12 protein-coding genes are annotated in these 11,813 nt (G+C 62.0%); 5 read left to right on the top strand and 7 right to left on the bottom strand.

All coding sequences use genetic code 11. From position 1 onward, the window contains the following. The first annotated feature begins 9 nt into the window (after positions 1–9). Entirely contained in the window at positions 10–615 is a 606-nt protein-coding gene (locus tag SWE17_RS04795) for an SCO family protein (RefSeq protein WP_322991975.1), read from the top strand. 44 nt (positions 616–659) lie between these two features. Here the strand turns inward: SWE17_RS04795 and SWE17_RS04790 are convergent, their stop codons facing one another. From SWE17_RS04790 to ftsY, 3 genes are all read right to left on the bottom strand, one after another. Beyond that, the gene (locus tag SWE17_RS04790; protein ID WP_416234966.1) at positions 660–1,652 is read right to left on the bottom strand and encodes a Bug family tripartite tricarboxylate transporter substrate binding protein; all 993 of its coding nucleotides are present in this window, start codon (positions 1,650–1,652) and stop codon (positions 660–662) included. Between the two features lie 110 nt (positions 1,653–1,762). Then, positions 1,763–2,695: an RNA polymerase sigma factor RpoH gene (gene rpoH / locus SWE17_RS04785; RefSeq protein WP_322991974.1), complete on the bottom strand. Its 933-nt coding sequence runs from the start codon at positions 2,693–2,695 to the stop codon at positions 1,763–1,765. Between the two features lie 155 nt (positions 2,696–2,850). Beyond that, on the bottom strand, positions 2,851–3,879 hold the full coding sequence (ftsY, locus tag SWE17_RS04780; protein WP_322991973.1) for a signal recognition particle-docking protein FtsY: 1,029 nt from the start codon (positions 3,877–3,879) through the stop codon (positions 2,851–2,853). Between the two features lie 28 nt (positions 3,880–3,907). Here ftsY and SWE17_RS04775 point away from each other — a divergent pair, with 28 nt between their 5' ends. From SWE17_RS04775 to coaD, 4 genes are read left to right on the top strand one after another with little or no spacing between them, the layout of a single operon-like run. Continuing rightward, a complete protein-coding gene (locus SWE17_RS04775; RefSeq protein WP_322991972.1) occupies positions 3,908–5,356 on the top strand; it encodes a pitrilysin family protein in 1,449 nt (482 codons plus the stop codon). 26 nt (positions 5,357–5,382) lie between these two features. Next, positions 5,383–6,765 carry a pitrilysin family protein gene (locus SWE17_RS04770; RefSeq protein ID WP_322991971.1) on the top strand — a complete coding sequence of 461 codons (1,383 nt, stop codon included), beginning with the start codon at positions 5,383–5,385 and terminating at the stop codon, positions 6,763–6,765. Between the two features lie 46 nt (positions 6,766–6,811). Next, positions 6,812–7,510: a 16S rRNA (guanine(966)-N(2))-methyltransferase RsmD gene (gene rsmD, locus SWE17_RS04765; protein WP_322991970.1), complete on the top strand. Its 699-nt coding sequence runs from the start codon at positions 6,812–6,814 to the stop codon at positions 7,508–7,510. Next, positions 7,507–8,013: a pantetheine-phosphate adenylyltransferase gene (gene coaD / locus SWE17_RS04760; RefSeq protein WP_322991969.1), complete on the top strand. Its 507-nt coding sequence runs from the start codon at positions 7,507–7,509 to the stop codon at positions 8,011–8,013. Before rsmD ends, coaD begins: the two co-directional genes overlap by 4 nt. Positions 8,014–8,026: 13 nt before the next feature. Here coaD and recJ read toward each other — a convergent pair whose 3' ends face one another. The 4 genes from recJ to SWE17_RS04740 are packed head-to-tail and all read right to left on the bottom strand — an operon-like array spanning position 8,027 to position 11,621. Then, complete coding sequence (recJ, locus tag SWE17_RS04755; protein WP_322991968.1) at positions 8,027–9,736, bottom strand: single-stranded-DNA-specific exonuclease RecJ; 1,710 nt, start codon at positions 9,734–9,736, stop codon at positions 8,027–8,029. Positions 9,737–9,754: 18 nt separating this feature from the next. Next, positions 9,755–10,714 carry a hypothetical protein gene (locus SWE17_RS04750; RefSeq protein WP_322991967.1) on the bottom strand — a complete coding sequence of 320 codons (960 nt, stop codon included), beginning with the start codon at positions 10,712–10,714 and terminating at the stop codon, positions 9,755–9,757. Between the two features lie 56 nt (positions 10,715–10,770). Continuing rightward, the gene (locus SWE17_RS04745; protein WP_322991966.1) at positions 10,771–10,911 is read right to left on the bottom strand and encodes a hypothetical protein; all 141 of its coding nucleotides are present in this window, start codon (positions 10,909–10,911) and stop codon (positions 10,771–10,773) included. A 41-nt stretch (positions 10,912–10,952) separates the two neighbouring features. Then, positions 10,953–11,621 carry a DUF2076 domain-containing protein gene (locus tag SWE17_RS04740; RefSeq protein WP_322991965.1) on the bottom strand — a complete coding sequence of 223 codons (669 nt, stop codon included), beginning with the start codon at positions 11,619–11,621 and terminating at the stop codon, positions 10,953–10,955. Positions 11,622–11,813: the final 192 nt, after the last annotated feature.

Raw genomic sequence — 11,813 nt, 5'->3', positions numbered from 1 at the left:
GGCCTGAACATGTCGCGCAGAGTTTTTGCAAAAGCCGCTGTGGCGCTGGGCGTGGCCGCAGTCATGGTCGGTTTGGTCGGTTGTGGCCAAGATAAACCTGCTTTTCGGGGCGTGGACATCACCGGAGCCGATTACGCCCAAGGTTTTGAACTGAGCGACCAAAACGGCCAAGTGCGCACGCTTAAAGATTTTGCGGGCAAGGCGGTGGTGGTGTTTTTTGGCTATACGCAATGCCCCGATGTTTGCCCCACTGCTTTGCAGGAAATGGTTCAGGCCAAACAGCTTTTGGGCGCTGATGCAGACAAATTGCAAGGCGTATTCATCACGGTTGATCCAGAGCGCGATACACCCGAGTTGCTCAAGGCCTACATGGTCAACTTTGGGCCAGACTTTGTGGGCCTGCACCCCACGGCGGAGCAACTGCCCAAAGTGACCAAAGACTACAAGATTTATTTCAAAAAGGTGGAGGGCAAAACCCCGACCAGCTACACCATGGACCATTCCGCGGGCAGCTTCACCTTTGACCCCAAAGGCCGAGTCAGGCTTTACAACCGCCACGCCAGTGGCGCCGAGGCGCTGGCCGCCGACGTGAAGATCCTGCTCAGCGGCAAGTGAGGCCTGGCCTCATGGCCAGGGCTTGCATCTGCCGTTTCAACACCTCAGTTTTGTTCGATTTTCTGGCTGCGGATGATGTCACCCAGTGCTTTGGTGTCGGACTCAATACGGTTGCGCAAGCCTTCGGGTGAAGAGCCCACCACCTGCCAGCCTTGCTGGAACAAGCGCGCTCGCATCTCGTGCGCACGCACGATGTCACTGACCAGGGCCGATAGCTTGCTGGCCACAGCCGCGGGCATCGAGGCAGGGGCGGCCACCGCGTTCCAGATTTCGAGTTGGTAATCCTTCACGCCGATTTCTGACAGGCTGGGCACCTCGGCTGCCACGGGGCTGCGGCCCGTGCTGGAGGCACCGATGGCCCGCAGTTTGCCGCCGCGCACTTGCGCAGCTGAGAGCGCTGGAGGCAGCAAGGCCAGTTGCACCTGGCCACCCAACATGGCGGTGATGATTTGCGGGTTGCCGGGGTAGGGCACATGCACTGGGGCAATGCCAGCCTTGGTCTTGAGCAGCTCCATGCCCAGGTGCGCCACAGTGCCGACACCGGGCGATGCGTAACTGAGCTTGTCACCTGCTTTTTGGGCTTGGCTCAGCCATTCGGCGGCGGTTTGGCCAGGTGCATTGGCTGGGACAGTCAGCACCAAGGGCGCCTTACCGATCAGGCTGATGGGCGCGAGGTCTTTGAGCGGGTCGTAAGGCACCTTGGGGTTCAGGATGCGGGCAATCGTCATGTTGCCGTTGATCATCAGGCCCAGGGTGTGGCCATCGGTGGATTTGGCGACGAAGTCAGCGGCAATGTTGCCGCCAGCCCCCACTTTGTTCTCGACGATCACGTTTTGACCCAATGCCTTAGACAAGGGCTCTGCCAAAGCCCGAGCCGTCAGGTCGGGGCTGGATCCAGCCGGGAAGCCCACCACCAAGCGCACGGTTTGGATGGGCCATTGGGCCGCCCATGTCTGCATCGAGCCAAATAGCAAAACAGTCCCCATGGCTTGTGCCAGCAGACGGCGAGAAAAACGAGAAGTGGTGGGCTGGGGCATGGTCAAAAAATTTCTAACAAATTAAAAAACACTTTAGCGCAAAGCGGGCGAAAAAATACCCGGTCAAAACCGGGTACTTGAGCGTTAGACGCTACAAATGGAATAGGGCATCAAGCGAACTCGACCAGCGCCTTTTTCATTTTTTTCATGGCCGCGACTTCGATTTGGCGGATGCGCTCAGCGCTCACACCATATTCGTCAGCCAAGTCGTGCAAGGTCATGCCACCAGAGCCGTTGTCGTTGACCTTGAGCCAGCGCTCTTCCACGATGCGGCGGCTGCGTTCGTCCAGCGCATTGAGGGCAGTGACCAGGCCATCGCTCGCCATCACATCACGCTGATGTGCTTCGATCATGGCGGTGGGTTCGTGGTTCTCATCGGCCAGGTAAGCGATGGGACCAAAGGCCTGTTCACCATCGTCGGAAGGTGCCGGGTCCAGCAACACATCGCCGCCGGACATGCGCATTTCCATCTCCCGCACTTCCTCGCGTTTAACGTTGAGGCTGTGCGCCATCGAATCGACCTGGTCAGGCGTCAGGGTGTCGCGGTGTGTACCTTCGTCGGCATCGGCTTTGTAGCCCTGCTTCATGGATCGCAGGTTGAAGAACAGTTTGCGCTGAGCCTTGGTGGTGGCCACCTTGACCATGCGCCAGTTTTTCAGGATGTACTCGTGAATTTCGGCTTTGATCCAGTGCAACGCGTAACTGACCAAGCGCACGCCTTGATCAGGGTCGAAACGTTTGACGGCCTTCATCAGGCCCACGTTGCCTTCTTGAATCAGATCGCCGTGGGGCAAGCCGTAGCCCAGGTATTGGCGCGACACCGACACCACCAAGCGCAGGTGCGAGAGCACCAGTTTGCGCGCGGCTTCCAAGTCGTCGTTGGCTTTGAGTTGTCGTGCAGCCTCTTGCTCCTCCTCAAGGGTGAGCATGGGCATGCGGTTGACCGCAGAGATGTAAGCGTCCAAATGGCCGAGCGAGGGCACGACCGCCCAAGGATTGCTCAGCGCGATGGCTGTGGCGGGCGAACCAGTTTGAATGTTCATACCAGAACTCCTTTCAGAATACCCCAATATTAGCACTCTCTGGTGAAGAGTGCTAAAGGACAGCGTTGAGTGCTGTTTGCTCCTCGGGTTTTCCCTGATTTTAAGGATTGCGGCTGGCGCGTCTGTGCGTTTGGGAACGTCGAGTGTTTGGGGGCTCAGCTCAGCAGGGCTTGGGCAAACTCGCGGGCATTGAAGGTTTCCAGGTCTTCCAGCTTCTCACCCACGCCAATGAAGTACACCGGAATCGGCTTTTCGCGGGCGATGGCGCACAACACGCCGCCCTTGGCGGTGCCGTCCAGTTTGGTCACGATCAAGCCCGTCAGGCCCAGCGTGTCGTCAAACGCTTTGACCTGGGCCAAAGCGTTTTGTCCGGTGTTTCCATCGATGACCAGGAGCACCTCATGCGGGGCGGTGCCATCGGCCTTTTGCACCACGCGCTTGATCTTTTTCAGCTCTTCCATCAGGTGGGTTTGGGTGGGCAGACGGCCCGCCGTGTCCACCAGCACCACATCACGCCCGCGTGCACGGCCAGCGCTGACCGCGTCAAAACTGACGGCAGCCGGGTCGCCGCCTTGTTGGCTGACGATCTCGACCGTGTTGCGGTCGGCCCAAACGGCGAGCTGCTCCTTGGCGGCGGCACGAAAGGTGTCGGCGGCGGCCAGCAGCACGCTCAGACCCTCATCGGCCAGGTGTTTCGTCAGTTTGCCAATGGACGTGGTTTTGCCCGCGCCGTTGACGCCGGCCACCATGATCACGGTGGGGTGGTGGTCGCCAATGCTGAGAGGCTTTTGCAGGGGCGTCAACAAGTCGGTGATGGCGTCGGCCAGTAAGGTTTTGACTTGGGACGGCTCGGTGGCCTTGCTTTCTTTCACGCGGCGCTTGAGGTCTTGCAGCAAGTGCTCGGTGGCTTTCACCCCGGTGTCGGCCACCAGCAGCGCGGTTTCCAGCTCTTCATAGAGCTCGTCGTCGATGCGTGTGCCCGTGAAAACGGTGGTGATGCTGGAGCCGGTTTTGCGCAGGCCCGCTTTCAGGCGGTCCATCCAGCCCTGGCGGGCGGCCGGAGCGGGCGCGGGTTCAGCCTGCGTGGGGGGTGCTGCGACAGGCTGAGCCACAGGGGGTGCAGGCGTCACGGGAGGCGATTGCACCTCGGGTGGGGGGGATTTTTTTTTGAAGAAACTGAACATGGCGTGGATTTCAAGGATCATGCATTCTATGAAACCGAACTTTCTCTTGGGACTTTTGCTGGCAACAGCCCTGCTGGCCAGCAGCTTCAACGCCACCGCGCAGGCTACGCAAGGCACAGCCAACTCACAAGCCACAGGCAAAACCCCAACGTCCAGCGTGGCCCAAGTGCACACCTTCACTTTGGCCAACGGCATGGGCCTGTGGGTCAAGCCCGACCGCCGCGCCCCCACAGCGGTGCACATGGTGTGGCTGCGCGTGGGCTCCATGGACGAGGTGGACGGCACCAGTGGCGTGGCCCATGTGCTCGAGCACATGCTGTTCAAAGGCACGCCCACCTTGGCCGTTGGCGAATTCTCCAGGCGCGTGGCCGCTTTGGGCGGGCGCGAAAACGCCTTCACCGCCAAGGACTACACCGGTTATTACCAGCAAATTCCGTCGAATCAACTTGAAGCCGTGATGCGCCTCGAGTCGGACCGCTTTGCCAACAACCAGTGGCCCGATGCCGAATTTGCCAAAGAGCTGGAGGTCGTGAAAGAAGAGCGTCGCCTGCGCACCGACGACAACCCCCGTGCACAGTTGCACGAAATGCTGTCGGCCACCGCTTTGTCGGCCTCGCCCTACCGTCGCCCCATCGTTGGCTGGATGAGCGATCTGGAGGCCATGACCGCGCAAGACGCCCGTGACTTTTACCGCAAGTGGTACACCCCGGCCAACGCGGTGGTGGTGGTGGCAGGCGATGTCGATCCCCTGCAAGTCAAGGCGCTGGCTGAAAAATACTACGGTGTCATTCCCACCCGCGCCGTGCCTGAGCGAAAACCCCGTGACGAGCCCGCGCAACAAGGTCTGCGCCGCTTTGAATTCAAAGCCCCGGCCGAGCAGTCGTATGTGGCCCTGGCCTTCAAGGTGCCGCGCTTGGCCAGCCTCGCGGCTTCGCCTGAGCACGACGATGCCCTGGCCCTGACGGTGCTGGCCGCCGTGCTCGACGGTTACAGCGGTGCCCGTCTGGACCGTGCCCTGACCCAAGGTGAGAACCGACTGGCCGATAGCGCGGGCGCTTACAACGGCCTCATGGGCCGGGGGCCGCAGTTCTTTTATTTGGAGGGCGTGCCCGCTAAGGGCCAAACACCGCAAGCGCTCGAAGCAGCTTTGCGGGCACAGGTGCAGCGCGTGGCCAACGAGGGCGTGAACGAGGCCGAGCTGCAGCGCGTCAAAACCCAATGGGTGGCGAGCGAAATCTACAAACTTGATTCCGTGTTCAACCAGGCCCGCGAATTGGGCGTGGCTTGGACGCTGGGCTTGCCGCCGGACTACGGGGCGCAACTGATCGCCCGGTTGCGACAGGTCACGCCCGCCCAAGTGCAGGCCGTGGCGCAAAAGTATTTTGGTGACGACAGCCTCACCGTGGCCACCTTGCTGCCCCAGCCTTTGTCGCGCCAGCCCCGGGCGCGTCGCGCCCTGCCCGGTGCCCGCCATTAAGGCGCTTTATGAAAGTTTCGCACCCCATGTTCGTGATCACTTCCTTGAACGCCCAGGCTTGGCGGCGACCGGCCTTGGCATTGGCCTGTTGGGCTGCAGCCAGCTGGGCGCACGCTTCTTTGCCCATTCAACACTGGACCCAGCCCAGCGGTGCGCGGGTTTATTTGGTGGAGAGCCACGCCATCCCCATGGTCGATGTGCAGATCGACATCGACGCGGGCAGCCGCCGTGACCCAGCGGCGCAGGCGGGCTTGGCTTCGGTCATGGCAGGGCAAATGGCCAATGGCACCCGCGCCGAACCCCAAGTGCAAGGGCAGGGCCAAGGCCCTTACCCTAAGGCCATGGACGAAAACCAGATCGGTGAAGCCTGGGCCGACCTGGGGGCGAGTTTTGGCGCGAGTGCAGGCTCAGACCGCATGAGTTTTGGCCTGCGCAGCCTGAGTTACCCCGATCTTCTGAGCAAAGCCGCCGCCTTGGCTGCTCGCCAAATGGCGCACCCGGCATTCCCCGAAGCCATGTGGCTGCGCGACCTCGAACGCATCAGCGCGTCCATCCGCGAATCGCTGACCAAGCCCGGCACCGTGGTGCAGCACCGCTTTGCCGAGGCTGTGTATGGCGTGCACCCCTATGGTTACCGAGTCACACCCGAGAGCCTCTCGCGCATCACCGCACAAGACCTGAAAAATCTGCACGCACAGGCCCTGCGGGCTTGCCGCGCCACAGTCAGTGTGGTGGGGGCTTTAACCCGAGCCCAGGCCGACGACTTGGTGCAGCGCCTGCTGGCGCAGTGGCCCCGTGAGTCAGGCTGCCCCAGCTTGCCGCCCGTGCCCGAAGTGGCACCACTTGCCGCTGCACAAAGCCTGAACCTGCCCTTTGACTCGGCCCAGGCCCATGTGCTGATCGGCCAGCCCGGCTACAAGCGCACCGACCCCGACTTTTTTGCCTTGCTGGTGGGTAACCACATTTTGGGCGGTGGCGGTTTTGTCTCGCGCCTGACCGAGCAAGTGCGAGAAAAACGGGGTCTGAGCTACAGCGTCTACAGCGGTTTTGCACCAGGCCTGCACGCCGGGGCCTTCACGGTGGGGCTGCAAACCCGACCTGACCAGGCCAAGCAAGCCGTGGCCGTGGCCCAAGAGGTGGTGCAAGACTTTGTCCGCCAGGGCCCAACCGAAGCCGAGCTGACTGCGGCCAAATCCAATCTGGTGGGAGGCTTTGCGCTGCGCATCGACAGCAACCGCAAGCTGCTGGACAACGTGGCCAACATCGCCTGGAACCGTTTGCCGCTGGACTATTTGAGCGGTTGGACGCGGCAGATCGAGCGCGTCAGCGCGGCCGATGTGCAACGCGCCATGGCCCGTGTGTTGCAGCCTGAGCGCATGGTGACGGTGGTGGTGGGTGGTCAGCCCTGAAGGAGACGTCAGGTGACAAGGCTTTGGGCCTTTACACTCACAAGCTATGTCCTCAGCCTCTTCCAAACGACCCCCACTGACCGGCGCAGCCCGTCATGCCGCCGAGAAAAAACCGAAGAACCCGGTGCCCAAAGGCCCGTCTTCTCATGAAATTCGCATCATCGGCGGTCAGTGGCGGCGCACACGGCTGAAAGTCATCGACAAACCTGGCTTGCGGCCCACACCCGACCGGGTGCGCGAGACCTTGTTCAACTGGCTGGGCCAGGACCTGAGCGGCTGGCGCTGCGTGGACGCGTTTGCGGGCACAGGCGTGCTGGGACTGGAAGCCGCATCGCGGGGTGCTGCCCATGTGCTGATGGTCGAGCAGGACGCTGTGCTGGTGCGCGATTTACAAGACAACGCCACCCGCCTCAAAGCCGGTATGGTCAGCGTGCAGCGCGGCGATGGCGTTGCCACTTTGCTGCGCCTGCCATCGGGCAGTGTGGACTTGGTCTTCATCGACCCACCGTTTGACGGACCGTTGTTTGAACCTGCCTTGAAAGCCGCTGCCCGAGCCGTGCCTGTAGGCGGCTGGATTTACCTGGAAGCGCCTGTGGCCTGGCCTGCCGATGCGCTGGAGGCTTTGGGGCTGCAGTGCGAGCGCCACCTGAAGGCAGGCGCGGTGCATGCGCATTTGTTGCAACGGGTCAGTTCTGAGTCTGTGCCCACCCCAGCTGCCAACCCTGTTGAAGGAGAAACACCATGAGCCGATCTGCAAACACCGCTGTGACCGCTGTTTACTCCGGTACCTTCGACCCACTGACCCTAGGACATGAAGATGCCATCCGCCGAGCCGCGCAGATGTTTGACCAGGTCATCATCGCCGTGGCCCGGGCACACCACAAGAACACCATGTTCACCCTGGATGAGCGGCTGGCGCTGGCCCAAGCCGCCTTGGCCGATTGCCCCAACGTCAAGGCCCTGCCTTTTGATGGTTTGATCGTGGAGTTTGTGCGAGCGCAAAACGCCCAGGTGATCGTGCGCGGCCTGCGCTCGGTGACCGATTACGACTACGAAACGCAAATGTCGGGCATGAACCGCCACATGGCCCCGGAAGTGGACACCGTGTTTTTGCACACCAGCGCCCATGTGCAGCACATCAGCAGCACGCTGGTTCGGGAAATCTCCAAGCTCGGCGGCGATGTGTCGGGCCTGGTGTCTGCTCCCGTGCTCAACGCCTTGCAGGCCAAAGTCGCGACCAAGCATTGAGCCATCGGGGGTTTTAAAGCTCAGCGCCTTCCACCAAAAATCGCACCCGCTTTTGGCCTTGCCACTCGTCGGCGTCCAGCCTGTAGGCCAGTTTCACCCGCGCAGGCAGCGGCTCGGTGCGGCCAAACCAGATACCCTCGACCGGCTGGCCTTGGTGCTTCATTTTGAGTGACAGGTGCTTCTCGCCCACCAAGCGTTGCGACACGATCTCGATCTCTTCGCAAAACACGGGTGGTGCAAAGCCTTGGCCCCAGACCTCGTGGTGCAGCATCTCCACCAAGTCCACGCGGCGGTATTCGGCGGGCAGCGGCCCATCGGTTTCCAGGCGGCGCTGCAGCGTGGCGGCGTCCAGCCATTCCATGGCGACTTGGTTGAGCGTTTCTTCAAACACATCGAGGTGTTCTTCGGCAATCGTGCAGCCCGCCGCCATGGCGTGACCACCAAAGCGCAGCAACACGCCCGGGGCGCGTTTGGCCACCAAATCCAGCGCATCGCGCAAATGAAAGCCTGCGATGGAGCGGCCCGAGCCTTTGAGTTCATGCTCCTTGCCCGGTGCGCTGCTGGCCGCGAACACAAAGGTGGGGCGGTGCAGCTTGTCCTTGATGCGCGATGCCACGATGCCCACCACGCCTTCGTGAAAATCCGGGTCGAACACACAAATGGCGGGCGGCGGCTCGTCGCCTTCGTCAAACAGCGACTCGGCCATCTCCATCGCCATCTCGCGCATGTCGCCCTCGATCACGCGGCGTTCGCGGTTGATGGCGTCCAGCTGCTTGGCCAGTTCGTCGGCGCGGCCTGCGTCGTCGGTCAGCAGACACTCGATGCCCAGGGTCATGTCGGCCAGGCGGCCTGCCGCGTTGATGCGCGGCCCCAAGGCAAAGCCAAAGTCAAAGGTGGTGGCCTTGGCGGTTTCACGGCTGGCAGCCCGCATCAGCGCGGCCATGCCCGGCGGCAAGGCCCCGGCCCGCACGCGGCGCAGACCTTGCGCCACCAAACGGCGGTTGTTAGCATCCAACTTGACCACGTCGGCCACGGTGCCCAAGGCCACCAGCGGCAGGAGAGCGTCCAAGCGCGGCTGGTTGCTGGCGTCAAACACCCCACGCTGGCGCAGCTCAGCCCGCAGGGCCAGTAGCACATAAAACATCACGCCCACACCCGCAATGAATTTGCTGGTGAAGCTGCAGCCGGGTTGGTTGGGATTGACGATGACTTCGGCGCTGGGCAGTTCGCTGCCGGGCAAATGGTGGTCGGTGACCAGCACCTGCAGGCCCAGCGCTTGTGCGGTCTGCACACCCGCCACGCTGGCAATCCCGTTGTCCACGGTGATCAGCACATCCGCGCCTTGCGCGTGCACCCGCTCTGCAATGGGTGGGGTCAGGCCATAGCCGTCAACCACGCGGTCGGGCACCAAGTAGTTCACGTTTTGCGCCCCCAGCATGCGCAGGCCGCGCACACCCACGGCGCAGGCGGTCGCGCCGTCGCAGTCGTAATCGGCCACGATGCACAGGCGCTTGTTTTGCGCGATGGCGTCGGCCAGCAGCTTGGCCGCTTCTTGCGTGCCCAACATGCCTGCTGGGGTCAGCAGCAGGTTCAGCGCGTCATCGAGTTCGTCTTTAGACAGCACGCCACGCGCCGCATAGAGGCGGGCCAGCAGGGGGTGGACGCCCGCTTGTTCCAGCGCCCAGGCGCTGCGGGGGGGCACATCTCGGGTGAGTAAATTCATGGCGTGATTCAGGGGTGTTCAGGAGGTGATGAGCGCTTGAAGTGCCGCTGCTGGAGAAGGTTGGTTGAACAACCGGGTTAATGTGCGGGTGGTGCGCTGGTACCAAGCGACAGGTGCGGCGGTGTAGGTGTGGGCCGCGTGTTCGCTGCACAGGCTGAGCTGGCCTTGGCCTGTGGCTTTGACGTGTTGCAACAGCTCGGCCACAGCCGTGGCATCGAGTTTTTGCCAAGCTTGGCGCCAAGCTTGCTCGTTGCCGTGCAGGGCGCTGGGCCGCAGGTCGGTGGCCAGGGTGACAGGCTGCGCCGTGACCCGGGTGCCCTCGGGCAGCGTTCCTGCGCCGTGCAGCCAAAAGGCGTTGACGGTGTGCTGCCTGCGGGCGTCGCGGGCGTCGTTGACAGGGTGGTTGTAGAGCAGCATCTGCATCTCGCTTTGCAGGCGTTGCAGCGGCCGGGCAGCAGGGTGGTCCGGCATCCAATCTTTCACGTTTTGGTCAATCACCCGGTCGAGCGATGCGGTATTCAGTTCGGCCAGCAGCCGTCCTTGGGCATGCCAGAGCAAGGCGCTGTGCCAAGTCACTTGCAAGCCGTCTTCTTGCAAAAACGGTTGCATGGCCTGCAGCAGTTGCTGCGACTCTTCGTCTGAGAGGTGCAAATGCGCGGGGTCGGCCATCACCACTTGGTCCATGCCGACTTGCCAGTGGCAGGGCGTCATCCAGGCTTGGGGGGCGGTGCTGAGCAGGCCTTGTTGCGCTTGGTGCCAAGCGGCCCAAGGCAGGTTTTTTGCATCAAGAGGCCAGTCCAAGGCTTGAGCTTGCAGGCGTTCGTGTGGCAGATGCAGTGCGGGACCCTCAGGCGCTTGCAAGGCCTGCTCTCGCTTCATCAGGCCGAGCAGATCTTGCAAATGGGGCAATTGCAAATTGGCCCACACTTCGGGGCCGGAGAGCGCGTGGCTGGCTGCGTAAGGAATGATCAGGTGCATGGGCCATCATTGTCGCAGGCCCCCCAATGACCTTGCGCGGCTGAACTTGGCAAGCTTCAGGCGGCGTTCATGCCGTAAATCACCGCCAAGGCGATCGCCAAAATCACCGCCCAAATGGCACGGTTGTTTTTTTCGATGAATTTGAGCACCACGTCTTCAAGGCTTTTGGAGGTGTGCGGGGGACGATCGGGTTCCATCTGCGGCTTTCGGTGGGTAATGGGGGTGGCAATTTTTGGGGTCAAGCCCAGTCTTCGCCTGTATCCCAAGAACTGTCGCCCGCATCGTCTGACAAAGCCTGCTGGTTCACCAGGCCGGGCAAAGTGTCATCTTGGGCGTTGCTCAAAGGGGATGCGGCGTTGGACTCGGGCGAGGGTTTGGAGCCTCCCATGAGGTTTTGCACCCCCTGAAACAACAAGCCGCCCGCCACCACGCCCGCTGCGGTGGTCGCCATCTGGGCCATCATGCCGCCGCCCCAAGCGCTCGCAGGGGCTGGGGCAGGCATGGCCGCTGTTCGAGCAGCCACAGGCGCAGGGGGCGTGAAACGGGCGGTGGAACTTGGAATGGACTGTGCGGGTGTCTCTCCCCCACGGCCCCAGGCCTGTGAGCCAGATATCCAAGACCCGTTGGCGTCAGCTGCAGTGGCCGGGGTGGCCTGGTTTCTTTGGAGCTGGGCCAATTGGTCCAGCTGCTGAGCGCATTGGGCCTCCAGTTGCTGAATGCGGCTTTGGGCCGCATCCAGCGCGAGGCTCAAACCCATGGCCCGCTGCACCAGCAAATAGGGTGCATCGGCTTGCGAACGGACTGCTTCGCGGATCAAGTCGTCTGCTGTGGCGTCTTTCGGGTCAGCGCGGGTCTGGCGCAAAGCACTCAAAAATTGCTGCAATTGGTCACGTTCGGCGGCGTTCATAGGGGGCCTTTTTGGCAGTGGTTGGCTCATTATGGGTAAACAAAATGGGCCGGGTGCGGGGCGGATTTGAATCCGTTGATTGGCGAGGGCTTGCCTGCGTTCAGCGGGCTGAGCCCCCATCCGCTTGGTACGACAACAAAACGATCAAGGCGCAGGGCTTCAAAGGCACAATCAGAGGCATCTCAAAAAAAA

This window comes from Limnohabitans sp. (genome assembly GCF_034680285.1).
Taxonomy (GTDB): domain Bacteria; phylum Pseudomonadota; class Gammaproteobacteria; order Burkholderiales; family Burkholderiaceae_C; genus Limnohabitans_A.
This window is presented reverse-complemented; position numbering and strand designations above follow the sequence as displayed.